This window comes from Kitasatospora sp. NPDC001660, from assembly GCF_053596725.1.
In genome coordinates this window covers 1-24,153 of sequence record NZ_JBSFGU010000005.1, presented here as the reverse complement: position 1 = coordinate 24,153, position 24,153 = coordinate 1, and the positions used below count along the sequence as shown (strand labels likewise).

Genomic DNA, 24,153 nt, shown 5'->3' with positions numbered 1-24,153 from the left:
CACGCCCCGAATTTCCTAGCTGACGGACCCGCCTCCACGCCACCCGTGTGTCCGTTCGCTGTTTCGGAGCGTTATCCCATGATCACCACTCGTGGTGTCGACGTGCGCGTCGGTGCCCGCCTCCTCCTGTCCGACGTCAGCCTGCACATCGCCCCCGGCGACCGGATCGGCCTGGTCGGCCGCAACGGCGCCGGCAAGACGACCCTGCTCGCCACCCTCGCCGGCGAACTGGCGCCCGCCGCCGGCACCGTCACCCGCACCGGCGCGGTCGGCTACCTCCCGCAGGACTCCCGCGCCGCCGACCCGGCCGTCACCGTCACCGACCGCATCCTGTCCGCCCGCGGCCTGGACTCCGCCGTCCGCGCCCTGCGTGCCGCCGAGGAGGCCATGGCACTGGCCGACGGCCCGGCCGCCGAGCGGCGGGCGATGGACGCCTACGTGCGGGCCGAGGCCGCGTTCCAGTCGCGCGGCGGCTACGCGGCCGAGGCCGAGGCCGCCCGCGTCGCGGCCGGGCTCGGGCTGCCCACCCGGGTGATGGACGGCCCGGTCGGCGCACTGTCCGGCGGTCAGCGTCGCCGGGTCGAACTGGCCAGGATCCTGTTCGCCGACCGCGGCACCTTGCTGCTCGACGAGCCCACCAACCACCTGGACGCCGACTCCCTCACCTGGCTGCGCGGCTTCCTCGCGGGCCACCCGGGCGGGCTCGTGCTGATCAGCCACGACACCGGCCTGGTCGCCGACACCGTCAACCGGGTCTTCCACCTCGACCCGCAGCGCGCCACGATCGACGTCCACAACACCTCCTGGCGGGCCTACCTCGCCCAGCGCGGGGCCGACGAGCGCCGCCGCGCCCGCGAGCGGGCCAACGCCGAACGCAAGGCGGCCACCCTCAACGCCCAGGCCGAGAAGATGCGCGCCAACGTCGCCACCGCGACCGCCGCCCGCACCATGGCCCGCCGCGCCAACCGGATGCTCGCCGACCTGGAACCGGTCCGCCGGGCCGAGCGCGTCGCCCGGATCCGGCTGCCCGAACCCGAGCCCTGCGGCCGCATGCCGCTCGGTGCGATCAGCCTCGCCAAGGCCTACGGCGGCCGGCCCGTCCTGCGCGGTCTGGACCTCGTCGTCGACCGCGGCTCCCGGCTGGTCGTCCTCGGCCTCAACGGCGCGGGCAAGACCACCCTGCTGCGGATCCTGGCCGGCCACGAGACACCGGACGCGGGCCGCGTCGTCCCCGGGCCCGGGCTGCGGCTCGGCTACTTCGCCCAGGAGCACGACACCCTCGACCCGACGCGCACCGTCCGGGACAACCTCGCCCTGGCCGCGCCCGCCCTCACCGACGGCGAACTGCGGCACGTGCTGGGCGCGTTCCTGTTCCGCGGCGACGACGCCGACAAGCCGGCCGGCGTCCTGTCCGGCGGCGAGAAGACCCGGCTCGCGCTCGCCGGGCTCGTCCACTCCGGCGCCAACGTGCTGCTCCTCGACGAGCCCACCAACAACCTGGACCCGGCCTCCCGGGCCGAGGTCCTGGCGGCCGTCGGCACGTACCCGGGCGCGATCGTGATGGTCACCCACGACCCGGGCGCGATCGAGGCGCTCCGGCCGGACCGCGTCCTGCTCCTCCCTGACGGGGACGAGGACCTGTGGAGCGACTCGTACCTGGAGCTCGTCGGGCTCTCGTGACACCCGTCCGGTGGCCCCGGTCCTGGGGCAGGACCGGGGCCACCGGACGTCGCGGACTCGATATCGTGCGCGACCCCATGGGAGAACTGATAGTTGTCCGGCATGGTCAGACCGAGTGGAGCCTGTCGGGCCAGCACGCCGACGCACCGACGTTGCGCTGACCGAGGCGGGTGAGGCCGCGGCCAGGGCGCCCGCTCCGAGGCTGGCCCAGCGTCGTCTGGCCGCTGTGTTCAGCAGTACGCTGAGCCGTGCGATGCGGACGGCCGAGCTTGCGGGTCTGACGGGCGTCAAGGCTGATCCGGATCTGGTGGAGTGGGACTACGGCGGCTACGAGGGGCTGACGGCCGAACAGATCCAGGAGTCCAGGCCGGGCTGGGATCTGTGGCGGGACGGCGTCGTTCCCGGGAATGCCGCCCATCCTGGCGAGCAGCTCCGGCAGGTGGCTGCGCGCACGGACGCGGTGCTGGCCCGGATCCGGCCGCTGCTGGACCAAGGCGATGTCGCCGTGGTCGCTCACGGGCATCTGGCGCGGGTGATCGCCGTGCGCTGGCTCGGGCTCGATGCGCCCGCCGCCCGCCTGCTCGGGCATCCGCACCCGGGCCCGCTCAGTTTCCTGGCTGCCGAGAACGGGCAGCCAGTGGTCTCCGCCTGGAACGTCCCGTAGCGGCAGTCCGGTGTCACGCCTGACGCACGAGACGCGGGTATCAGATGAGAGCCGCGGCGGTGCTGGCGAATTCGGAGAGATGGTCGGCCTTGTACTCGTAGCCCAGTGGAGGAGCGGAAGCCGTTGGGCATGCCGGGTTCTCTCGATTGCCCAGCGGTACGGCCGAGGCCACGGCCGACAGGGGGTCGCGTCCCTGATGCAGGTGATCGAGGCACCCCTGCCCCGGCGCCTTGGGCTGGTCAGCGGCCGGCGAATGCGAGAAGACCTCGAACCGTGGCCGGTTCGGGGGCTTTCGGCGTCCGGAGGGGGTGACATCGGCCGATCTCGGTGGGGGCGGGAGCGACTCAGGATGCGCGGGGGCGGCGGTGTGTGCGGTACACCGTCAGTGCGGCGGCGGTGAGGGCGGCCAGGGCGAGAGTCAGACCGGCTACCAGGACCGGGTTGACCCAGGACGGGACGAGTTCGCCGTCGGGACCGCAGCGCATGCTCAGGGGGAACGTCCGGGTGGTGATCCGGTCCTCCGGAAAGCCTCGGAGGCCGCAGTACTTGCGGGCGGACATCCACACCGGACCGGACATCAGGCCGGTGGTGACGGCCTCGTACGCCGCGCAGAGACCCAGGAAGGACAGCCGGACGAGTGTGCCGGTGTCGAGGGCCGGCCGTCGTTCGCGACGGGCTCGCAGTACCCGGTACGCGATCACGAGGGCACCGATCAGGAAGAGGACCGGTGCGATCAGCGGGCCGAAGAAGACGAGGCCGGCGACGACCGCCCTGGCGTCGTCGGCACCGGAGGCCGTGTGGAGCAGGGAGAGCGCTTGGGACACGAACGGTGGACGCACCGCCGCTGCCGAACGGTTCCCCGAGCGGGGGCTGCGCCCACCGAGGCGCCGTCAAGCGGTGCCGGACGCCTACGCCTCACACAGAGGCGCGATCGACTTCACGAAGTCCGTGCCTGAGCCCAATCGACCTGTCGAAATGACCGCGCCGATGCCGACGCAGTGAAGGGTCATGCAGCTGTTCCCCTGCGCGGGTCACCGGCCGCTTGAGCGCAGTTCCTTGGACCCGCACCGATAGCAGCGAGGGATCATTGCGGTCGCCCGGGACTCCGGGCGTCCTGGCTCTGCTGCCACTGCCCCATGACCTTTTGGAGGGTTTCGCTCACGAGGAGAAGGAATTCGGCGGAGGATTCGAAGCGGGCGCCGGCGGGGGTCGCGGACCCGAGGATCTCGGCCGCTCGCCGTGATGCGGTCACCAGGGCCTCGTTCATCTGCAGCGCTGCAAGAGTGGACCGGAGCCAGATCTCGTCGTCGATGACATAGCGTTCGCGGCGCCCGCCCGGGTCTCGTTCCCGCCTGAGCATTCCCTGCTGTTCGAGGAAGGTGACGGCGTGCGAGATGGACGCCGGGCTGACGCGCAGCCGCTGGACCAGGTCGGCGGCGGTGAGCGCGCCGGAGTCGGTGACGTACAGGCAGACCAGCACCCTGGCCATCATCCGTGGCAGGCCCTGCTGTTCGAGCAGAGTGGTGAAGGACTCCGTGAGGTCCAGGACAGCTCGGGGATCACGCCCGTGGCCGCAGTCGGGGACGGACGGTGCCGCAGGCTGAACCTGCTTGCACCGACGCGCGCGATCCCGTGTGGCCTCATGCGCCCGGTCCGCGCCGTAATCGTCCGGTCCGCCGTTGCGGGCGACCTCCCGCATGACGGTCGAGGCGGGCCGCCCCAGGCGCCGGCCGATCTCCGCGTATCCGAGCCCCTCGGCCAGCCCTGCGGCGATGTGCCGGCGGTCCTCGTCAGTGAGCCTGCCTCCAGGCATCGACGCTCGTCTCCCCTCTGTCCCGTACGGGGCCCGGGCGCCCGCACCCCTCCCGCACAGTGTGCATTCACTCCGATCCCATTGCAATTCGAGCTTGAGTCCCCTTTGCATTCAGCGCCACCGTCATTGCAATGATGAACCATATAACGCCTGCAGATCGGGTTAGTTGCATCATCTTTCGTGTTGACCGAACACTGAACGCAATGTAGCGTCGCACTTGTTCAGCGAATCCCGAACGTTGCGGATGCCGACGGCGCCGCAGAAGGAGTACACGACCGTGTCCATCACCCTTTCCGACCAGGACAAGCTCACCGTGCGGACCGCCGCGTACGGCGCCGTCTCGCTGTTGGCCGCCGCTGACGCCTCTGGCTCGCCCCACAAGATCGCCACCGACGGCTCCATCGCCCTGTCCTCCGCGACCGGTCTGGTCGGGCACGTGCTCGCCGAGAAGTCGCAGGGCGCGAAGCTGAACAGCAAGTCCGTGGCCGCAATCGCCGACCAGGTGCTGCCGGCCTTGACGGAGGCGATGAGTCTGCTCAAGAAGCAGGACCCGGCAGAGGCCGACGACTTCCGCAGCACCGTCGTCGTCGCCATCGAAGCCGCCATCCGAGCCCGCAAGGGCGAGCCCGGCCCTGTCCTGGCCGAGATGACCCGCAAGATAATCGAGGCCCTGGACGGCGCCTGACGGGACGGGGCCCGGGAACCATCCGGCCAGCCCGCGGCGATCGAGAGCAGTCGCCCAAGACGCCCAACGCAATGAGTGAACACATGACGAAGAACAGCACGTCCTCGACCACTTCGAAGTGGACCGGCATGGTGCCGGTCGACGACACGGCCCTGGCCGTCACCGAACACCGGTGGTCCCGGAATCCCCGTGATCTACCTCAACGGCCACGTCGCCACTCAGGGGTACTGACGGCGGGTCCTCACCGAACTGAGGCCGGGGTGGCGGCACATCACCTACGACATGCGGGCCCGCGGCAAGTCGAAGCGCTCGGCGGACTCCAACTCGTTCGAGACACACCTGAGGGATGTCGATGCCGTTCTCGCGGCCACGGGGGTGGACCGGGCACTGGTGGTGGGCCGGTCCTACGGAGCCTTCCTCGCGGCGCATTGGGCCAGCCGCAATCCCGGCCGTACCGTGGGCGCGGCCCTGGTGGAGGGCGCGCAACCGGACGACTGGCTGGACGAGGCCATGGAGCAGCGGATCCGGAAGCTGTTTCGGCGCCTGAGCCCGTTCATGGTGCTGCTGCGCCCGACGGGCCTGACCCCGCGGATGACCGCCGAACAGATCGCGAACAGCAACATTGAGGTCGGCGTGATCGCCCGCGCGCGCAACCTGGGTCCCGTGCTGGACAACATCACCGTCCCGACCCGGTACGTGATCGCCTCGGGGAAGTCCTTCGGAAGCAAGGTGATGAGCACGAACGGCACCGCGCCACCCTCCCCGCAGTAGCCGCCCGCAACCCGAACATCGAAATCCACGCGAAGGTCGCCAGCAACCACGCTTCGATCCTGAAAAAGGACTTCCGCGCCGTTGCTGCGGCCGTGCGCGAGGTCGCCGCCCTCGACCGTAAGGGGCGCTGAAGACATAACCATCGCGGCTGACGACAACCACGCGAGGCCTTCGGTGTAACTCCCCACCATGGATTTAGAACCTGATGAGTGACGTGGCTCGGGAGTACCTCGAAGGGTTCTGGAGGACGTGGAGCTTCCTCCACGGAACGACCGGATCAGCTCCGCGAAGGGGGAAAGCAACGATGTCCGACGTCGAGAACAACGGCATCCTGCCGAAGGCGATCGGACCCAAGAAGCGCTGGAGGGCGTACAAGGCGCAGGTCAAGGAGTTTCCCGGAAACCACCGCACGGCGGTCGAGGCGATCGAGCGGTATCTGATGCACTTCGTGCCGACCGGCGGCGAGAGCAACGCGTCGATGTTCGAAGACCTCGTCGACCTCTCCGAACACGCCGCGGCGGACGGAACGCCGATCCGCGAGGTCGTCGGGCAGGACCCGGTGGAGTTCGCCGAGGCGTTCGCCCGGAACTACACCGGGGGCGGCTGCGTTTCCGCCCGCGCCCGGAAGCGGCTGACGGACGACATCGAGCGCACCGCCGGCAGCGAGACCGGAGCAGAAGACCAGACGGTCTGATCGCGCCTCAGCACATCGGCCCCTCGGGGTCCGAGCACCACTTTCATCACCTGTCTGCACCACACGGCTGCCGGGGCCATGCCCTGCCGGCCGCCGCTCGCCGCATGCCCGCGGCACCGTCGAGACCGACCACTGCGTGCAAGGAGATTCATGATGGGAAACGGCAACAACGGCTTGTCCGAAGCAGGACTGCGCCGACTGCGCGAGGTACTGGAAGCGCATGTGGAGTCCGGGAAGATCCCCGGACTCGTCGCCCTGGTCGGCTGGGGCGGGGAGACCCACGTCGAGGCGATCGGGACGATGCGCCATGACGGCGGCGCGCCGATGCGCCGGGACACCATCTTCCGGATGGCCTCGACGACCAAACCGGTCGCGGTCGCCGCGACCATGGTCCTGCTCGACGAGTGCCGGCTGCGACTTGACGACCCGATAGACCCGTGGCTGCCCGAACTGGCCGACCGACGGGTGCTCAAGGCGCCCGACAGCCCGCTGGACGACACCGTCCCGGCCCGGCGTCCGATCACCGTGCGCGACCTGCTCACCTCCACCTGCGGCCTCGGGCTGGACACCACGGCGATGGGCTCCCCGATGATGAGCGCCTACTTCGAGCAGAAGGTCTACGGCGAGAACGGATGGATGCTACCGGCCGTGGAGCCGGATGAGTGGATGCGCCGCCTGGGCACGCTCCCGCTGATGCACCAGCCCGGAGAGAGGTGGCTGTACAACGTCAGCGACGACGTGCTCGGGGTGCTGGTGGCCAGGGTCACCGGCCAGTCGTTCGAGACCTTCCTGCGCGAGCGCATCTTCGATCCGCTGGGGATGAAGGACACCGGCTTCCACGTGCCCGCCGACAAGATCGACCGACTGCCGCCCCTGTACTCCCCCGATCCGCAGACCGGAGAGTTCACCGTGGAGGACCCGGCCGAAGGGGGACGCCACAGCAAGCCTCCGGCGTTCCAGTCGGGCGGCGGCGGACTCGACTCGACCGTCGACGACTACCACGCCTACTTCCGGATGCTGCTCAACCACGGGATGCACGGCACCGAGCGGATCCTGTCCCGGCCGGCCGTCGAGCTGATGACCACCAACCGCCTCACGTCCGAGCAGACGGCCGCCATCCAGGCCTGGGCGCGCAGCGTCGTCCATCTGTCGTACGGTCAGGGGCAGACCGGCGGCTGGGGCTTCGGGATGACGGTGCGCACCTATCGAGGTGACTACGCGCCCATCGGCCAGTTCGGCTGGGACGGCGGCGCCGGCACCACGACCTACGCCGACCCGGAGAACCAGCTCGTCGGCATCCTGCTCACCCAGACCGGGATGACCACCCCGGACTCGGCGCGTGCCATGCAGGACTTCTGGACCACCCTCTACCAGGCCATCGACGACTAACTGCGAGGATGTAGATGGCACCGCTCGGGGGTCCGACCCGCCGACTGACTGACACCCCAGCTGTCCTTAGCTGGAATCGTCGGCCGTCCGCGCGGTGCCGCTCTACACGCGGCCGGACGGGCGTATGTCACTTCATAGGAGCCCGGCCAAAGGTCCCATCACTGTCGTGTCCTGCCGCCCGACCGGCGCGTGCCATCCCTCACGCGTCGTACGGCAGGACAGCAGGACCAAGCATGGCAGAGCAGATAGCGGTGGTCGGCGGCGTGGACACCAACTGAGCCTCACGTACCGGACCGAATCGCTGCTCGCTGGCATTCCCTCACGTTGGGCGCATTCCTGCCGCGTCCTTGAGCAAGCCCGGCTTCTCGCTCCGGTGCTCGGCGCGGATGCCGAGTTGGTCGCCGTCGCCGCGGTCCTCCACGACCTCGGCTATGCCGCCTCCGTCGTCGGCTCGGGCCAGCACATGATTGACGGTGCACGCTATCTGAGCCGTCTCGGTGTCGATCCGAGGGTCTGCTCGCTCGTCGCCTACCACTCCTCGTCGGAATGGGAAGCGGCCGAACTGGGCTTGTCGGCCGAGCTGGCGGCCTTTCGCCGGCCGCCGTTGGAGCTCCTGGACGCGATCACCTACTGCGACCTCACCAGCGGCCCCGACGGCACCGTCGTCGAACCCGTGTCCAGGCTCGACGAAGTGCTCCGGCGGTACGACGCGGACCACGTCGTCCACCGCGCGGTGTCCGCGGCCCAGCCCGCCCTCCTGGCCATGGTCGACCGCGTGGCCAAGCGACTCGCCGAAGCCGGCCGTGCCTGATCAGCCAAGGTAGGGGGCCTCTTCCTCCCGGAAACCGTGGGCAAGGCGAAGCCTGGTCGTCGGGGCGATGTCCAGCGCCTCCAACTCCTCACTCGGTACCCACCGAACCTCGAAGGACTCGGAGCTGGCGCTCAGTTCGCCGCCAACCCGCCTCGCCCGGAAGCACAGCGAGAACTCCTGACGGACCTCCCCGTCCGAGAACTCGATCACGTGCCCAGGGTCGCTGTAGGTGCCGACGAGGCCGGTGACCTCGACCTCGATGCCCGTCTCCTCAAGTACCTCGCGAACGACGGCACTCGGGAGGTTCTCACCGATCTCCAGGACTCCGCCCGGCATCCCCCACCGGCCGTTGTCGGAGCGCCTTTCAAGAAGCAGCTCGCCGCGATCGTTCACCACGAAGGCGGTGACGGCGGGGACGATGCGCTGGGCCTTCGGGGCACTCGGGTCGTCGAAGTAGTCGGTACGGCTCACGATGCCTGCCTCGGTAGGGGAACAGCACTCGCCCAGACCTTTTCGAAGCTGCGCTGGTAGGTCAAGGCGAGCTGGGCGCCGGCGACGCGCCTCAGGTGGAGCACCGGGGTCAACGGGGCGCTCACGCCATAGATCTGGGTGTTGACGAGCATCTCGTCGTCGAACCTGTACAGGGAGTTGTGCAGCGTAGAGCGATGGGACCGGAACTCGATGCCGGGCGTACCGTAGAGCGGGCGGTAGAGCTTCATGACCTGGCGCACCTTGTACGCGACGCCCTCGCCGATCTCCTCTTCCTCGCCTCGGCGGGCGATCTCGGTACTGTCCGGGTCGCCCAGCAACAGACGAACGCGAACCCCCGCTCGCGCCCGTTCGACGAGCGTGCGGTGCCACCGCGGGTTCTCCGCAAGATGGACGCCGGCATGGACAAGGACACCGATCTCGGCTGTGGCACGCTCGGCGAACTGGAGCCACAGCTCCGGCGGCACGGAGGAGCGGTGCGGGTAGAGGTGGACGATCTCGGCGTCGGCCTCGTCAAGGCGTTGCGTCTCGGACTTCGCGCCCGGCCAGAGGTAGTCCTCGTCGATCTGCAGCTTGGCCGCTGCCGCCTGCCGATGACGCCGGTACGGTTCACGGTTCTTGAGGATCCAGCGCTCCACCGTCTTGGCGTCCACGCCGCAGTGCGCCGCCAGCTCCTTCTCCGTAACGCCTCGGATGACGAGAGCCGATCGGAGACGTTCGTTCGCCATTGCGCTCCCGAGTGGGACGTCTTGGGACGTACTGAGGCCTCAGGACGATACAGAGGACGTCCCGAGACGTCCAGCTCAGACCTGATCATGTCCCCTTTCTGAAAGGCATTCTGAGCTTCCATCCGCTCACCCGGCTCTACCGGATGAGCGGAACTCACCTGCGCATCTGCGGAGACTGGCCATGAACTCGCCCTCTCTCAGTGGCACCGCCGTCGCACGGCGCGAAGCTTGCGAGGAGATCAGCGGCCTGTATTCGGGCAATGGTTCGCAGCATCGGCGAGCGCGGGCCTCCAACCGCTTGGAAGCCGCTCTCGAAGCGGGCTGGCTGGCCGGGAACCTCCTGGGCCTGATGTTGTTGGGCCTGCTCGTCGACCACCAGTTGGACAGGCCCGAGGAACCCACCGGTGGTCCTCGCCCCGAGCGCCCCCGACACCTCGTTCGCCCGAACGACCGTGTAGCCAAGTAACCACGCCCGTAAGCATCTTCGCGCCAGGTCAGATCTGTCAGCCGTTCGAGAAATTCGGCTGACCCCCTGGCCATGCCGCCCGAACTCACTCCGCCCTCCGTGCTGGAGGACTACGAGAAAGATGTATGGAGATGACTGAACACGCGCCCCCGCGCCACGCGGTGATGATCGCCTCTGGTGGGCTGGACAGCTCCACCGTCGCCTACTGGCTTGCCAGCAGCGGCAGCAGGCTCACGCTGCTCTCCTTCGACTACGGGCAGCGGCACCGGAAGGAGCTCGACTTCGCGGTGCTAATCGCCGACCGTCTCGGGGCCCGTCACGAGCTGGTGGACCTGAGCGGGCTCGGCCGCCTGCTGTCGGGCTCGGCGCTGACGGACTCGGCATTCGAGGTGCCGGACGGCCACTACACCGCCGAGAGCATGCGCAGCACGGTGGTGCCGAACCGGAACGCGGTCATGCTCTCGATCGCCGTGGCCGCAGCGGTCGCCGCCGGGGCGGACGCGGTGGCGTTCGGCGCCCACGCCGGCGACCACGCCGTCTACCCGGACTGCCGAGCCGAGTTCTTCGACCTGTTCGCCGTGTTGGCCCGGGTCGGCAACGAGGGGTTCGTCGCAGAGGACTTCCGGTTGCTGGCGCCGTTCATCGATCAGTCGAAGGCCGAAATCGTCAGGGTCGGCGAGCAGGTCGGGGTGCCGTTCGCGGACACCTGGTCGTGCTACCGCGGCGGCGCGCTGCACTGCGGGACGTGTGGGACGTGCACCGAGCGGATCGAGGCGTTCGAGCTGGCCGGCGTCGACGACCCGACCGTGTACGCCACCACGTCCTCGGGGGCTGTCCGATGAACGGCGCCGTCGTGTCCGGCCGGCACCAAATCAGAAAAGCGTTCCGGTTCGAAGCGGCCCACTTCCTGCCCGGGCTGCCGGAGGGGCATCAGTGCGCCCGGATGCACGGCCACTCCTACGAGGTAGCTTTCATGCTCACCGCCGACCGGTTGGTGGAGCCGGGCTTCGTCACCGACTTCAGCGACCTCGCCCCGGTGAAGAAGATGATCGACGGCACGCTCGACCACCAGGTGCTGAACGACGTCCTGCCGGTCGCGCCGACGTCGGAGAACCTCGCTGCGTGGCTGGCCGCCGCCCGATCACCCGGGGCTGGCTGTTCCTGGTGTTCCCGGCCTGCGTGCTGAGCTACCTCGGCCAGGGCGCGCTGATCCTCGGGGCCCCGCACACCATCAGCGGGCCGTTCTTCCTGCTCGCGCCGGGCTGGGCACGGTTGCCGATGGTCGTGCTGGCCACCGCCGCGACCGTGATCGCCTCGCAGGCGGTGATCACCGGCGCCTACTCGGTCGCCTCCCAGGCCGCCCAGCTCGGCTACCTGCCGAGGCTGCGGATCGCGTACACCTCCGAGTCGACCATGGGCCAGATCTACGTTCCCTGGATCAACTGGCTGCTGATGGCCTCGGTCCTCACCCTGGTCTTCGCCTTCCGCAGCTCCGCGGCTCTCGCCTTCGCCTTCGGCATGGCGGTCACCGGCACCATCACCATCACCACCCTGCTGTTCTTCTACGTCGCACGGGCACGTTGGGGCACACCGATGTGGCTCGTCGCAACCGGCGCGACACTGCTGCTCACCATCGACCTGCTGTTCGTCGCCGCCAACGCCACCAAGCTCCTCCACGGCGCATGGCTCCCCCTGCTGATCGGCATCACCGCCTTCACCGTCATGACGACCTGGCAGCGCGGCCGCGCGATCGTCACCGCCGAGCGGGCACGGCACGAAGGCCCGCTGCGTGCTTTCATCGAGGACCTGCGCAGCGGCAAGGTGCCGACACTGCAGGTCCCGGGCACAGCCGTCTTCCTCAACCGGGGCAAGCAAACCGCGCCGCTGGCCCTGCGGGCCAACGTCGAACACAACCACGTACGGCACGACCACGTCGTGATCCTGTCCATCGAGACCGAGACCGTGCCGCGCGTCCCGGCCGATCAGCGGATCACCGTCGACGACCTCGGCTACGCCGAGGACGGGATCGTCCACGTCACCGCCCGGTTCGGCTACATGGAGACGCCGGACGTGCCCGCCACGCTGGCGATGCTCGATCCGGCCGAAGCCGAGGGCGGGCTGCAGCTGGACCAGACGTCGTACTTCCTGTCGAAGATCGAACTGAGGCGCGGGAAGGAACCGACGATGGCGCCCTGGCGCAAGCACCTGTTCATCGCCACCTCCTACATCACCGCCGACGCCGCCGAGTACTTCGGCCTCCCCCGCGAGCGCACCGTCATCATGGGCTCGCACATCGAGGTGTAGGCGCACCGGCCGCAGACGGTCACGTTTCGACCCGGCCGGTCCTGGTCACAGCCAGTCGTTGCGGCGGAACGCCCGGAAGATGAACACGCAGACCGTCGCGGTGAGCACCAGCACCGCCGGATAGCCGAACGTCCAGTGCAGCTCCGGCATGTAGTCGAAGTTCATGCCGTACACACCCGCTGTCATGGTCGGCACGGCCGCCAGAGCCGCCCAGGCACTGATCCGGCGCATGTCGGTGTTCTGCTGCATCGACAACCGCGCGATGCTGGCGTCCAGGATGCTGGAGACCAGCTCGTCGAAGGCCAGGATCCGCTCCTTCGCCTGCGCGTGGTGGTCCGCGGCGTCCCGGAGGTAGGCGGCTATCGCGGCCGGCACCTCCGGCAGCGAGCCGTCCGACAGCCGTTGCAGCGGGAGCGTCAGCGGCGCGACCGCCCGCTTGAACTCCAGCAGCTCGCGCTTGAGCTGGTAGATCCGCGCCGAGTCGTCGGTCCGCTCCTGCGAGAACACCGCGGCCTCCAGCTCCTCCACGTCCCGCTCGAAGGAGTCCGCCGCCTCCAGGTACCCGTCCACCACGTGGTCCGCCACCGCGTGCAGAACGGCCGCCGGCCCCAGCGCCAGGAGCTCCGGTGCGGCCTCCAGGTCCCGCCGCACCCCCGTCAGCGCCCGAGCGCTCCCGTGCCGCACCACGATCGCGAACCCCGGCCCCACGAACACCATGATCTCCCCGGTGTCCACGATCTCACTGGTCGCCGTCACCTTCTCGTGCTCGACGTAGGTGATCGTCTTCAGCACCAGGAACAGGGTGTCCCCGTACCGCTCCAGCTTCGGCCGCTGATGCGCCCGCACCGCGTCCTCCACCGCGAGCGGGTGCAACTCGAACGCCGCCGCGATCTCGGAGAACTGCTCCGCCGACGGCTCGAACAGGCCGATCCACACGAACCGGCCGTCCTTCTCGCCGATCCGCTCCAGCACGTCCGAAAGCTCGACCTCCCCGGGCAGCCGCCGCCCGTCCTCGTACAGCGCGCAGTCCACCACCGCTCGCGTGACCATCACCCACCGCCCTCCGGAAACCACCGCCGACGACCCGCCAACCTACCGGCTGCGCCCCGGGCGGCCGTACCCCACCTACCGGCTCACGTCCTGCCCCTGCCCGGGCGACACCGGCGCACTGGGCGCGATGCCGCCGTCCGCTCCCTCCCAAGCACCGGTTCCAGATCAACCGGTCACCAGATAGGCCACCAGGCTGATCAGACCGGAGGCCACCGCCAGAGCGGCAAGGCCCTTGAACAGGCCCACGGCCTCCCGCCACAGCGCTCGCAGCAGGCTGCGTTCGCGTCAGCGCAGCCCGCCGGGGCGCGGCCAACTCGACGGCCTGCGCGACGCCGACCGGGCCGGCGACCACGGCGAACAGCCCGGCGGAGATGCCGAGGGCCCGGCCACCGGTGTAGGCGACGCCGATCCGGTAGGTGTCCTCGGACTCGACGTACTGCACAGGCACCTGAGCGCCGACCGGCAGACTCCCGTCGTACGAGACCGGGTGGGATTCGTGCCGGAGGCCGCGTCCGCCTCCGCCGCCTCGTGTGCATAATCCCTACCGTGATCTCAGGAACAGCCCGCCGCAGGTGGCAGCGCGCGCTTCGCGCCTTCGTCTTCTTCTTCGTCGGCGGTGGAATCGGCTACTTCGTCTGCACGCTGGTGACGCACCGCACCGGCGGCGGAGTGCCGTGGGTCGGCATGCTGTTCGGCTCGACCGTGTGTGCAGCCCTCACCGCGTTCGTCCCGGTGCGACGCCGCAGCTGAGCGTCCTGCGCCCGAGCCCGGCCTCCGCGGTCAGGCGAACTCGCGCAGGCGCGGCCGCGTTCCCAGCGCGGTCAGGGCGAGTGCCACCGCCAGGGCCGCCACGCCGAGGCCGGCGGTGGTGGTGTCGAGATCGTCGTCGGTGGTGGCGACGGCGGCCTCGAAGGCCCGCTGGTTGATCGCCTGGTTGTCGTCGAGGGCGGCGCTGAGGACGCCGAAGTCGGCGTTCGACTGGCCGGGGGTGAGACCGGTGTTGTAGGTGACGGCCTCCTTGAGCTTGCCCTCGGCGTTCAGCTCTCGGATCTTCCGGTCGTCGCGCTGGTACTGCTGGAAGGCGGCCAGCACCCGTTCCGCCGCGTCCTGCTCGCCGGGGAAGGTGATGTTGCGCAGTTCGTCGCCGAGAAACCCGCCGAACCCGACCCGGCCGTGGTCGGCCCGGTGCTGGTCGGCCAGCGCGGCAAGGTTGGCGCTGTACGTGGCGAGGGTGGCGCCGTCGACCCTGGCGAAGGACTGGGTCTTGTCGAGGAAGCTCTGCTCGTAGGCCGCCGCCCGGGACGGGTCGGTCAGGTAACGGCTCTCGTCGGCGTTGAGGTCGTACGCCACCGCACGCGCCCGGCTGAGGGCGATCACCGAGTCGAAGGAGTTGCTCTTCGCGACCACCAACTGGTCGTCCGCGCGCGAAGCCAGCGACAACGCGGTGACCAAGCCCACGACGGTGAGCAGCGTGGTGATGGCCAGCGGAACGTTCACCAGCCGCCGGAAACGCATCGCGAGCAGCCGCTGCAGCAGCCCGAGCGCGACCAGGGCGACCAGGCCGGAGAGCAGGATCCACCACCAGCCGCCGGCCAGGGCTCCGCGCTGGTCCGCGTAGCTGCGTTCCACGACGGCCGCATTCGCCTTGGTCACCTCGTCGACGGCCGGCAGCAACTGCTGGCGCAGCAGGTCGGTCGCCTGCCGGTAGGCCGCGAGGGCGTCTGCGGACGGGCGGCCGGCTGGGGCGTGGGCCTGCTCCTCCAGCAGCTGGGCGCGAGCAACCAGAGCCTCGTAGCGGCCGAGTTCGCCGATGACGGTCTGCACGGCCCGCTGCCCGGCCGCGTCGCCGGCCACTGCCTCCGTGACACGCTGGAGGTCGGTGTCGGCCTGGGTGCGGCGCTGCTCATAGGTGTCGAGGGTCTCCTTGCGCAGCACCGTGTAGTCCGGATCGGCGCCGAACAACAACAGGTTCGCCGCCTGGGCATCCATGTCGTTGAGCGCGAAGTACAGGTCAGCCGAGCGCACGACCTGCGGGGCGGCCTGGTGGCCGATCACGTCCGTGCCGTCGCGGGCGCCGCCCAGGACGGTGGCGGTCGCCGTGCCGGCGGCGAGCAGCGCCACCAGGCTGAGTCCGGTCAGCCCGCGCACCAGGCGCGGGGTGTTCCACCAGGCCCGGCTGCGCCAGGAGCGGCCGAGCCGGTGATGGGGGGCACGCGGCGTGGGGAGTGGCACGGCCGTCTCCGGTCGAGCCGTCTCCGACGCGACCGTGTTCTCCACGACTGCCGTACCGCTCGACGTTCCCGTTGGCATCGCCGCGCGCCCTCCCCCTGTTTTTCACACTGGCCGCCGAACCGTCCCCGGCGGAGCCCGCCGGGGATCGGAGTTCGGCAGACGGTCCGCCGCCAGGCCCCACGCCCGGGCAGTGAACCGTTTCCTCGCAGCTCACACTAGGTGCGACCGAACACCCGTCCGCCTGCACTGACGCGTCCTTGACGCGGACGACGGCCATCTTGACGAAGCATTGGCGGCCCCTGGAGTCCGTCGTCCGCCACAGTCCGGACGAGGCCACCAGGGGCCGGTGGGGATCACCCGGTGCCGGTGGCACGCGGCACCGGGTGAGATCACGGGGTCAGCTCTGCCCGGCCTTGCGGCCGTGATTCGCCTTCTTCTTCCGGCGGGCCTTCTTCTTGCGGGCGCGCTTGGACATCGTGTGCGTTCTCCTCGGTACGGTCAGGTACGGGTCAGGCCTGGGCGACCAGCTGGTCGGCGAGCTTGGCGAGGCGACGCTGCGATCGCTCCTCCTGCGCGATCGCGGCGGTCGGGGCGAGGTCGCCGCCCTCGTAGTACTCACCGTTGATCAACGCCGTGTCCGGCAGGCAGAGCTTGACCACGGCCGCCGCGCCCTCGGCGGCCGGAGCGCCGACCCGCCCGTAGAGCGGGAGCAGCGCGGTGTCGCACTGGCCCGGGTTGAGGCTGACGGCGGTGATGCCCGATCCGGCCGGGGCCATGTCGCGGGTGTCCATGGTGAGCGCGAGCTGCGACTGCGCATAGGCGGCGACCCGCGAGTACTTCTTCACCCGGTGCGGGTCCGACCAGTTCATCGAGGCGGTGCGGTGCAGCGAGGAGGAGACGTTGACGATCCGGGCGTCGCCGGCCGCCGCGAGCGGGGCGCGCAGCAGCTTGGCCAGCAGGTGCGCGGCGAGGAAGTTGACCTGCAGCGAGATCTCGTTGCCGTCGTCGGTAAGGGTGCAGCGCTCGGGTGCCATGACGGCGGCGTTGTTGACCAGCAGGTCCAGCGACGGGTAGTGCTTGACGACCGTGCCGGCCAGCACGGCAATCTCGGCGAGGTGGGTGAAGTCGGCGGCCAGCTCGACGAGTTGGTCCCTCCGCACGCCAGCCGCGACCAGCCGCTCGACGGCGTCCCCGGCCTCGGCGGCCGTCCGGGCATGCACGAGGACGGTGGCACCATACCCGGCGAGGAGACGGGCGGTCTCCCAGCCGATGCCGGAGGAGGCGCCGGTGACGAGGGCGGTGCGGGCGGACAGAACAGCGTCGGACATGACCCATCCAAGGGTGACAGGGCACGGACGGGGTGCCGCCGGGCGCGAGGCCGCGCCCGGCAGGTGCCGTCCGTGCGGAAAGTGTGCTGCGATGAGAGGCTCACCGGCCCTGATCCGTCCATGGACGGCTGCGCAGCGATGCGCTGGGGCAGGTGACGCGAGAGGAGCGAACTCCGGCCGTGACGGGCGCAGTTCGCCCGGGCCCTGGAGGTGCGGGCGGAAGTCCCGCGCTACCGGACCGTGTTGAGGACCGCGACAGCAACGACCTGCGGCCGCGTATGCGGCGGGCGGTCGTGGTGGCGTGTCGAGCGGTTCATGCCCTCCATCAAAGTCGGCCCGGACGTCCGGGGCAAGTCCGCCCTGCCCCCCTTACGGAACTTTGATGCTCACTGGACGATTCGTCAGATCTTCAGAGTCGTCAACCGCACTCGTCGTCGCGGCCACGCGGCAGGCAGGGAGGTAGCCAGCGCCGCGGCGGCGAACAGGGCGAGATGACTGGCCTCGGCGCCCGACCAGCCGAGTTCGGCGTAGCGGTGTTCGGTGAAGCCGTCGAAGAACAGCCAGGCCGAGAAGGCCGTGAGCGGCGCGGCCTGCGGTCGAGAGACGATCCCCATCAGGGCGCAGAGCGCGGCATACGCGCCCACGGCGGACCACCCGGCGCGCACCCCGGCGGCCAGGGCGAGGGCGGCTGCGAGAACTGCCCCCGCGACCAGCACGGCGGCGACGGACGTTCCGAGTGACAGCCGCCGGAGCACCGGGTAGTACGCGCGGCCGCCGGGCCGGGCGGAGTACATCTGCACGGACGGGTGCTCCTCGGGCCACTCGTGCCGGTTCGGCCGGCAGGCGCCGGCGGTGCGGGTCTCCTGGCTCATAACCCAAACGGGAGGGGAAGGCGTGATCTTGACGCGATCCTGATGCTCGCGGCCATGATCCGAACGCAATCTTGACGGCGTGCCGCGCCAGGCACCCGAATGCCGACGGCCGGACCGGACATCAGGGATTCGTCAGAGCCGGGCCGGTCGGCGCCAGGCTTCCGTCAATCCGGCGCACTGGAGCGGTGTTCGGTGAGCCACTGGTGCCGTGTCCGCCGCTACCGCTACCACCGCCCTCCTGCCCTTTCTCAGTCTGCTGCCGTTCGAGGAGCCCGGCACCGAGGCGATCGCCGCCCACGTCGAGCGCACCGGCCACGGTGGCTGGTGGGCCGACCGGCCCGACTCCGCCCGAGTGTTCCTGGTGCACAGCGGGCCCGAGCGTTTGCTCCGCGGCGACCCGCGACACCTCGAACCGGCGGCCCTGGCCCCGCTCGGACGCGGCCAGTTCACGGCGCCGGACCGCTTTCTCCCGCTGCTCGGGCGCACCTTCACCCATGTCACTCCCTGGATCCGCACGGTCTACGTCCAGCAGACGGCACCCCGACCCGTCTCTCCTCATGTCGCCCAATGGGTAAGGCCGTTGACCCCTCCGGACGCACCGCGGTTCGAGCGGTTCGCCGCCCGCTCCACGCCGCCGGGGCCGCCGACACCCGGCCTGCCGCACTGGCTGGCCAGGACCTGGGGCGGGCACACGGGCCTGGCCGCGGGCGGCTTCGCCTGGGGCGCGTTCTTGGGCCCCTGCCTGGCGGCGGTGGCCTGCGGGTACCTCGTCGGCCGCCGGCACCTGGACATCGCCGTCGCCACCGACCCGGCGTTCCGCCGGCTGGACCTCGCCCTCGCCTGCGTGACGGCCGCCGCCGGCGCCGCGCGCGACGCGGGCCTGACCCCGACCTGGGCCGCCTCCCGGGTGAACCTGGCGAGCCGGGCCCTGGCCGTGGCCGCGGGCTTCCGCCCGGTCCGCGACGAGGTCGTGTACTGGACCGGCCCCGCCCTCGCCCATTGAGGGCGCCGATCCCCCTCGCCCCAGGTGCGCGCCGAGCTGCCTAACCGGGGCTCGCCGCCGCGGCGCGGCGGAGGCCGAACACGAAGGTCGTGCCGCCGCCGGGGGTGTTCTCGACGGTCAGCTCGCCGCCCATCGCCTCCGTGAAGCCCTTGGCGACGGTCAGTCCGAGTCCGACGCCGGCGACCCGCCCGCCGGCCCCGTGACGGCTGCGGTGGAACGGCTCGAAGAGGTGCTCGCGTTCCCGGTCGCCGATGCCGGGGCCGTGGTCGACCACCCGCACGTCCACCCGGTCCGCCACGGCGCCCGCGTCCACCCGGACCGGGGCGCCGGGCGGTGACCACGTCTGCGCGTTGGCGAGGACGTTCGCCAGCGCCCGTTCCAGCAGGCCGGCGTCGGCCTCCACCGGCGGCAGCCCCTCGGGGAGGTCGAGGACCACCGGGGCGCCTGCGTGCGGAAGGCTGCCGACTGCGGCGACCAGGACGTCCGCCACGTCGGTCGGCCAGTGGGTCACCGGCACGCGACCGGCCTGCAGGCGACTCAGGTCGAGCAGGTTGGCGACCATGCGGTTCAACCGGTCCGCCTCGGCATCGATGATCGCCGAGAAACGGCGGACGTCCTCCACCGGCCAGTCGACATCGTCGGAGCACAGGCTCGACGCCGACGCCTTGATCCCCGCCAGCGGCTCGCGCAGATCATGGGCCACGGCCTCCAGCAGGGTGGTGTGCAGGGCGTCGGTGCGGGCGAGCTCCTGCGCCGACGCCGCTTGCGCGGTCACCCGTTGCAGCTCCCGGACAAGGCGCAACTGGGTCACGAAGGGGCCGAGCAGCCGGGTGTTCTCCTCGCTCAGCGTCGGGCCGGCCAGCACGAGGACGGCGCCGGTGTCCAGCTCAGCCGCGAACGCCGCGTCCTCCGGACGGCCCGGGACCGGCCCGCCCGCGGTCGTGTCCGGCCGCCATCCCTGGCCGTCGCGCACCAGGATGCCGGCCGCGAACAGGCCGAACGCCAGTCGCAGCCCCTCCAGCAGCTCGGGCAGCGAACGTTCCCCGTCCTGCACCGACTCCCCGGCCAGCCGAGCGAGCGCCTGCGCCTCCGCCCGGGCCCGGACCGCCTGCTGGGAGCGGCGGGCGAGCCCGTCGATGAGGTGGCTGATGATCCCGGCGACCGCCAGGAACACGGCCAGGACGGCGACATCCGCCGCCCGTTCGATCATCAGGCTGTGCCAGGGCGTCGTGAAGAACCAGTCCGCCGCCAGCGCCGAGGCCACGGTGGTGGCTGCGGCCGGTGCGAGCCCTCCGAGACGGGCGACCCCGGCCACCACCAGCAGCAGGCAGAGCAGCGCACCGGACAGCCCGAGCGATCCGCGAAGCGGCGACAGCGCACTCGCCACCACCACCGCGCCCAGCGGTCCGAGCAGCCAACCGGACCGGCGCCGCCGCGCGGTGACGAAGGCAGGCCGACGCGGTCGCGGGCCGCGCGGCAGCGCCAGCAGATCCGGCCCGGGCGGCGGTAGCACCCGGACGTCGATCGGGCCGGCCAGCCTGATCACCCGGTTGATCACCGAACCGCTGACCAGCTCCCGCAGCCGGGAGCGGCCGGTCGGCCCGAGCAGGATCTGCGTCGCACTCTCCGTCCGGGCGAACTCGACCAGGGCCCCCGCCACGTCGTCGCCGGTGATCTCGACATAGGTACCGTGCAGCTCGCGCAGCAGCGCCCGTTGGCCCGCCAGGGCGGGCGGTTCTCGCTGAAGTGTCCCGTCGTCCGCGCGGACGTGCACGCCGATCAGCTCGCCGTGGACCCGGGTCGCCGTCCGCGCGCCCCGCCGGATCAGGTGCTCGCCCTGCGGCGCACCGTTCAGCGCGACCATGATCCGCTCCTTCGTCTCCCACGGCGCCCGGATGCCGTGCCGGGCCCGGTAGTCGGCCAGCTCCTCCTCCACCCGGTCGGCCAGCCAGAGCAGGGCCAGTTCCCGCAGGGCGCCGAGGTTCCCGGCCCGGAAGTAGTTGTCCAGCGCCACGTCGACCTGGTCGGCCGCGTAGACGTCGCCCTGGGCCATCCGGGTGCGCAGCGCCTCGGGACTGAGGTCCACCAACTCGATCCGGTCGGCGGCCCGGACGACCTCGTCCGGGATCTTCTCTCGCTGGACGATGCCGGTGATCTGCTCGACCACGTCGTTCAGGCTCTCCAGGTGCTGGATGTTCAGCGTCGTCGCCACGTCGATCCCGGCATCCAGCAAATCCTGCACGTCCTGCCAGCGCTTGGGGTTGCGACTGCCCGCGACGTTCGTGTGCGCCAGCTCGTCCACCAGCGCGAGCGCGGGCCGGCGGGCCAGCAGGGCGTCGAGGTCGAGCTCGGTCAGCTCGATCCCCCGGTACGACACGACGCGGCGCGGGACTACCGGCAGGCCGGCCAGCTGCTCCTCCGTCCCCCGGCGGCCGTAGGTCTCGACGAGACCGACCACCACGTCCAGCCCGCCGCGACGAAGCCGGCGGCCCTCGGCCAGCATGGCGTAGGTCTTCCCGACCCCCGGCGCCGCCCCCAGGTACACCCGCAGCTTCCCCGTCACCGCCGAACTCACCGCCTCACCGGCCGAACGCCTCCGCAGCTCCATGTTCTCCGGGTGCAGGCGAAGCGCACGGCCGCAGCGGCAGACGGACGAGCGACCGAGGACGCCCAGACGCTCTGATCCGGTGGGCTGCCGAACCAGCCCGTCGGCCGGGGCACCGTCATGGGCCGCGGGCTCTCGGCGTACTCTCCCATCAGGTGCCCGGCAGTGCTTCGGGCTGACCTGACGAAGGAATGCCCTTACGGCCCCGATTGCTCCTCTTCTCTGCCCCAGCGAGGTCGGCGCGACCGCAGCGCCACGACCGCACCGCCCAGGAGCACGAGGGTGCCCAGGGATCCGGACACCACCAGCTCGGCCGTTCCGGGCGTGCCTGACCAGGCCCACCTCACGGCATTGGTCATCCAGGCCGTGATCACACCACTGGCGAGCCAGAGCGTACGGCGCCCGGCCCTTCGGTCACGAGGAGGTATTTGGGGGAGCAGGTCGTCCGGTGGTGGGACCGGCCCAGCCCAAGCCGGCCATCCTGGTGGCGCCCACGGCGGCGCCAGCCGACCCGCGGCCCGGCCGTCCGCCCACTCGACCGGGGAGGCCGCTTCTGGTCCCAGGTCGGGGTTCCGCATGAATTCTGCCCGGCGTCGGGCGGTCGGGGCCGCGTCCCGGACCAGCACGGTCCAGGAACCGGACCCGACCGCCGACCGGTGCTCCACCGGCCGGTAGCCGTACAGGTACGCGACCCACAATTCGCGCCGGAACTCCGTGCCGGTGCTGGTCGTCGACACGACCACCCTCGGCCGGCCGTCGAGCCGGTCGGCCAACCAGGTGTAGTCCATGACCTTGATGGAACCAGCCCCGCGAGGCCCGGAATGTGCCTTTGACGGCAAACTGACGGGCTCGCCTCACGGCACCACCGGTCGACTCCCGGTTCCTGGCAGGGATCTAAACGGCAATGATGCTCTTCCTCCGCCCTGGCCCCACAGCGTCCGGGAGTCGGGAGGGTCGCCTCCCCCAACCATGGATCGAGATCACCGCATGACCTTGGTCTGCACAACCCCTAGTCTGCGGCGTCGAGTTCGACGAACTGCTCCACATGCGAGCAGGCCGGGCACCGGTACGAGATGACCGATCCCGATCTGCGCTGCCCGTTCCGGAGCTCACGCAGGAAGCGGCCTGCCTTCAGGCCGGATATCCACAGGGGGACGCTCCCGTGGCCGGTCCCATTGGTGTGCATGAAGCCCTGTTCAAGGCCGATCGTGCCGCAGTGAGTGCACCGCATGTCTGCCGCGCCCGTCATGGCGGGAGTCCATTGCTCCGTAGAAGTTCGGTGAGGGGTATTGGTCGGACTGCCTTGAGTGAGGCGCCTTCGTAGGTCCAGCCGTACGGCTCGGCCTCTCGTTGTACCCGGGCACGTACGACTCCGGCTTGTCGATCAGGTCCTCGCAGTCGGCGAAGTCGCCGTGGTACTGGAATGTGCCGAGAGGCGCGCGACTCGGGGAGTGGTGCAGCTGCCGCCCGTCGCGCCGTCTCCGACGCGCCAGATTTCCCACGACAGCCGTACCGCCCGTTGGCAGCGCCGCGCGCCCCCTCATCCTCTGTTTCACTGGCCGCCGAAGCTCCCCGGCTCAACCAACCGGGGCGGGGATTCGGCAAACGGTTCGCCGCCCGGCCCCACGCCTGGGACGGCGAACCGCTTCCTCGCAGATCACGTTAGGTGCGGCCGAACGTCCATCCGCCCGCCCTGACGCGCCCTTGACATCGCCGACGGTCGTCTTGACGCAGTATTGGCGCCGCAGGTCACGGCTGGAACCGGTAGCCGATCCCCGGCTCGGTGATCAGGTGGCGCGGCCGGGCCGGATCGGGTTCGAGCTTCCCGCGCAGGCTGGAGAAATAGACCCTCAGGTAGTTGCTGCGACTGGCCGCCTCCGGACCCCAGACACTGGTCAGGATCTGCGTCCCGGTCACCAGCCGCCCCGGGTTCGCCACCATCAGGGCGAGGATCCTCCACTCGGTCGGCGTCAGCCGGACCGGACCGTCCGAACCGGCGATCACGCCGGCGTCGAGGTCAACGACGTGCCGCCCGATCTGCACCACCCGTGAGGGCGCCGGTACGGCGGGCCGACGCAGAACGGCCCGGAGCCGAGCCAGCAGCTCGCCCATCTGGAACGGCTTGGTCACGTAATCGTCCGCGCCCGCGTCGAACGCCCGGAGCTTCTCCTCGATCCCGGTCCGCCCGGTCAACACGATGATCGGCACGGTCAGCGTGGAGCGGATTCCGTGGATCACGTCCACCCCGTCGAAGTCCGGCAGGCCGAGGTCCAGAACGACGGCGTCGGGCGGCAGTCGGCCGGCCCAGTCCAGTGCCTCCTGACCAGTGGCCGCGGTGATCACCGAGTAGCGCCTGGCCTGGAGACCGATGCGCAGGGTGCGCAGCAGCGCCGGCTCGTCGTCGACGACGAGGATGTTGCTCACCGGCCCGCGCTCCGCTCCGGGCGAACGGTGCCGGGCTCCTCCCGAGTGGTGGCTGCGGGCAGGGTGAGCAGCATGGTGGTGCCGCCCCCGGGGGTGTCCTCGACCTCCAGGCTGCCGCCCATGGCCTCGGCGAGGCCGCGTGAGA

21 protein-coding genes and 1 pseudogene are annotated in these 24,153 nt (G+C 70.6%); 12 read left to right on the top strand and 10 right to left on the bottom strand.

Annotation, left to right across the window (positions count from 1 at the left end; genetic code table 11):
* Positions 1-78 precede the first annotated feature (78 nt).
* On the top strand, positions 79-1,680 hold the full coding sequence (locus tag ACWCXH_RS07125) for an ABC-F family ATP-binding cassette domain-containing protein (protein ID WP_449800330.1): 1,602 nt from the start codon (positions 79-81) through the stop codon (positions 1,678-1,680).
* A gap of 77 nt (positions 1,681-1,757) precedes the next feature.
* A pseudogene (locus ACWCXH_RS07120) lies at positions 1,758-2,344 on the top strand (histidine phosphatase family protein).
* Between the two features lie 344 nt (positions 2,345-2,688).
* On the opposite strand, the gene ACWCXH_RS07115 reads toward ACWCXH_RS07120, so the two are convergent.
* A complete protein-coding gene (locus ACWCXH_RS07115) occupies positions 2,689-3,168 on the bottom strand; it encodes a hypothetical protein (protein ID WP_449800329.1) in 480 nt (159 codons plus the stop codon).
* A 260-nt stretch (positions 3,169-3,428) separates the two neighbouring features.
* A complete protein-coding gene (locus ACWCXH_RS07110) occupies positions 3,429-4,157 on the bottom strand; it encodes a helix-turn-helix domain-containing protein (protein WP_449800328.1) in 729 nt (242 codons plus the stop codon).
* Between the two features lie 277 nt (positions 4,158-4,434).
* On the opposite strand from ACWCXH_RS07110, the gene ACWCXH_RS07105 reads away from it, so the two are divergent.
* The 5 genes from ACWCXH_RS07105 (at position 4,435) to ACWCXH_RS07085 (ending at position 8,507) form a co-directional block, all read left to right on the top strand.
* The gene (locus tag ACWCXH_RS07105) at positions 4,435-4,842 is read left to right on the top strand and encodes a hypothetical protein (protein ID WP_449800327.1); all 408 of its coding nucleotides are present in this window, start codon (positions 4,435-4,437) and stop codon (positions 4,840-4,842) included.
* 282 nt (positions 4,843-5,124) lie between these two features.
* Entirely contained in the window at positions 5,125-5,613 is a 489-nt protein-coding gene (locus ACWCXH_RS07100) for an alpha/beta fold hydrolase (protein WP_449800326.1), read from the top strand.
* Between the two features lie 304 nt (positions 5,614-5,917).
* Positions 5,918-6,307, top strand: a complete 390-nt coding sequence (locus ACWCXH_RS07095) for a DUF1048 domain-containing protein (protein WP_449800325.1) — start codon at positions 5,918-5,920, stop codon at positions 6,305-6,307.
* 153 nt (positions 6,308-6,460) lie between these two features.
* Positions 6,461-7,696 (top strand): serine hydrolase domain-containing protein, encoded by a 1,236-nt coding sequence (locus ACWCXH_RS07090; protein WP_449800604.1) that lies wholly within the window; start codon positions 6,461-6,463, stop codon positions 7,694-7,696.
* A 124-nt stretch (positions 7,697-7,820) separates the two neighbouring features.
* A complete protein-coding gene (locus ACWCXH_RS07085) occupies positions 7,821-8,507 on the top strand; it encodes an HD domain-containing protein (RefSeq protein ID WP_449800603.1) in 687 nt (228 codons plus the stop codon).
* On the opposite strand, the gene ACWCXH_RS07080 is transcribed toward ACWCXH_RS07085, so the two are convergent.
* Positions 8,508-8,978: an NUDIX domain-containing protein gene (locus ACWCXH_RS07080; RefSeq protein WP_449800324.1), complete on the bottom strand. Its 471-nt coding sequence runs from the start codon at positions 8,976-8,978 to the stop codon at positions 8,508-8,510.
* A complete protein-coding gene (locus ACWCXH_RS07075; protein ID WP_449800323.1) occupies positions 8,975-9,724 on the bottom strand; it encodes an XRE family transcriptional regulator in 750 nt (249 codons plus the stop codon). Before ACWCXH_RS07075 ends, ACWCXH_RS07080 begins: the two co-directional genes overlap by 4 nt.
* A gap of 597 nt (positions 9,725-10,321) precedes the next feature.
* Here ACWCXH_RS07075 and queC point away from each other — a divergent pair.
* From queC to ACWCXH_RS07060, 3 genes are read left to right on the top strand one after another with little or no spacing between them, the layout of a single operon-like run.
* Positions 10,322-11,032 carry a 7-cyano-7-deazaguanine synthase QueC gene (gene queC, locus ACWCXH_RS07070; protein WP_449800322.1) on the top strand — a complete coding sequence of 237 codons (711 nt, stop codon included), beginning with the start codon at positions 10,322-10,324 and terminating at the stop codon, positions 11,030-11,032.
* Positions 11,029-11,376 carry a 6-pyruvoyl trahydropterin synthase family protein gene (locus ACWCXH_RS07065; protein ID WP_449800321.1) on the top strand — a complete coding sequence of 116 codons (348 nt, stop codon included), beginning with the start codon at positions 11,029-11,031 and terminating at the stop codon, positions 11,374-11,376. Before queC ends, ACWCXH_RS07065 begins: the two co-directional genes overlap by 4 nt.
* The gene (locus ACWCXH_RS07060) at positions 11,313-12,494 is read left to right on the top strand and encodes a KUP/HAK/KT family potassium transporter (RefSeq protein ID WP_449800320.1); all 1,182 of its coding nucleotides are present in this window, start codon (positions 11,313-11,315) and stop codon (positions 12,492-12,494) included. Before ACWCXH_RS07065 ends, ACWCXH_RS07060 begins: the two co-directional genes overlap by 64 nt.
* A gap of 45 nt (positions 12,495-12,539) precedes the next feature.
* Here ACWCXH_RS07060 and ACWCXH_RS07055 read toward each other — a convergent pair whose 3' ends face one another.
* Entirely contained in the window at positions 12,540-13,544 is a 1,005-nt protein-coding gene (locus tag ACWCXH_RS07055) for a magnesium and cobalt transport protein CorA (protein ID WP_449800602.1), read from the bottom strand.
* Positions 13,545-14,090: 546 nt separating this feature from the next.
* Between ACWCXH_RS07055 and ACWCXH_RS07050 the strand changes: the two genes are divergently transcribed.
* On the top strand, positions 14,091-14,294 hold the full coding sequence (locus ACWCXH_RS07050; protein ID WP_449800319.1) for a hypothetical protein: 204 nt from the start codon (positions 14,091-14,093) through the stop codon (positions 14,292-14,294).
* 30 nt (positions 14,295-14,324) lie between these two features.
* Here ACWCXH_RS07050 and ACWCXH_RS07045 read toward each other — a convergent pair whose 3' ends face one another.
* The 3 genes from ACWCXH_RS07045 to ACWCXH_RS07035 form a co-directional block, all read right to left on the bottom strand.
* Positions 14,325-15,776 (bottom strand): hypothetical protein, encoded by a 1,452-nt coding sequence (locus tag ACWCXH_RS07045; RefSeq protein ID WP_449800318.1) that lies wholly within the window; start codon positions 15,774-15,776, stop codon positions 14,325-14,327.
* A 509-nt stretch (positions 15,777-16,285) separates the two neighbouring features.
* On the bottom strand, positions 16,286-17,104 hold the full coding sequence (locus ACWCXH_RS07040; RefSeq protein ID WP_449800317.1) for an SDR family NAD(P)-dependent oxidoreductase: 819 nt from the start codon (positions 17,102-17,104) through the stop codon (positions 16,286-16,288).
* A gap of 401 nt (positions 17,105-17,505) precedes the next feature.
* Complete coding sequence (locus tag ACWCXH_RS07035) at positions 17,506-17,976, bottom strand: hypothetical protein (RefSeq protein ID WP_449800316.1); 471 nt, start codon at positions 17,974-17,976, stop codon at positions 17,506-17,508.
* Between the two features lie 208 nt (positions 17,977-18,184).
* On the opposite strand from ACWCXH_RS07035, the gene ACWCXH_RS07030 reads away from it, so the two are divergent.
* The gene (locus ACWCXH_RS07030; RefSeq protein WP_449800315.1) at positions 18,185-18,979 is read left to right on the top strand and encodes a GNAT family N-acetyltransferase; all 795 of its coding nucleotides are present in this window, start codon (positions 18,185-18,187) and stop codon (positions 18,977-18,979) included.
* Between the two features lie 40 nt (positions 18,980-19,019).
* On the opposite strand, the gene ACWCXH_RS07025 is transcribed toward ACWCXH_RS07030, so the two are convergent.
* Positions 19,020-21,542: an ATP-binding protein gene (locus ACWCXH_RS07025; protein ID WP_449800314.1), complete on the bottom strand. Its 2,523-nt coding sequence runs from the start codon at positions 21,540-21,542 to the stop codon at positions 19,020-19,022.
* 1,791 nt (positions 21,543-23,333) lie between these two features.
* Positions 23,334-24,008, bottom strand: a complete 675-nt coding sequence (locus ACWCXH_RS07020; RefSeq protein ID WP_449800313.1) for a response regulator — start codon at positions 24,006-24,008, stop codon at positions 23,334-23,336.
* Positions 24,009-24,153 lie beyond the last annotated feature (145 nt).

Bases quoted from the DNA above. Each gene is read 5' to 3' on its own strand.
- queC (WP_449800322.1), top strand. From the start codon at position 10,322: ATGACTGAACACGCGCCCCCGCGCCACGCGGTGATGATCGCCTCTGGT.
- ACWCXH_RS07100 (WP_449800326.1), top strand. From the start codon at position 5,125: ATGCGGGCCCGCGGCAAGTCGAAGCGCTCGGCGGACTCCAACTCGTTC.
- ACWCXH_RS07095 (WP_449800325.1), top strand. From the start codon at position 5,918: ATGTCCGACGTCGAGAACAACGGCATCCTGCCGAAGGCGATCGGACCC.
- ACWCXH_RS07085 (WP_449800603.1), top strand. From the start codon at position 7,821: ATGTCACTTCATAGGAGCCCGGCCAAAGGTCCCATCACTGTCGTGTCC.
- ACWCXH_RS07110 (WP_449800328.1), bottom strand. From the start codon at position 4,157: ATGCCTGGAGGCAGGCTCACTGACGAGGACCGCCGGCACATCGCCGCA.
- ACWCXH_RS07040 (WP_449800317.1), bottom strand. From the start codon at position 17,104: ATGTCCGACGCTGTTCTGTCCGCCCGCACCGCCCTCGTCACCGGCGCC.
- ACWCXH_RS07075 (WP_449800323.1), bottom strand. From the start codon at position 9,724: ATGGCGAACGAACGTCTCCGATCGGCTCTCGTCATCCGAGGCGTTACG.
- ACWCXH_RS07055 (WP_449800602.1), bottom strand. From the start codon at position 13,544: ATGGTCACGCGAGCGGTGGTGGACTGCGCGCTGTACGAGGACGGGCGG.
- ACWCXH_RS07065 (WP_449800321.1), top strand. From the start codon at position 11,029: ATGAACGGCGCCGTCGTGTCCGGCCGGCACCAAATCAGAAAAGCGTTC.
- ACWCXH_RS07125 (WP_449800330.1), top strand. From the start codon at position 79: ATGATCACCACTCGTGGTGTCGACGTGCGCGTCGGTGCCCGCCTCCTC.
- ACWCXH_RS07090 (WP_449800604.1), top strand. From the start codon at position 6,461: ATGGGAAACGGCAACAACGGCTTGTCCGAAGCAGGACTGCGCCGACTG.
- ACWCXH_RS07035 (WP_449800316.1), bottom strand. From the start codon at position 17,976: ATGAGCCAGGAGACCCGCACCGCCGGCGCCTGCCGGCCGAACCGGCAC.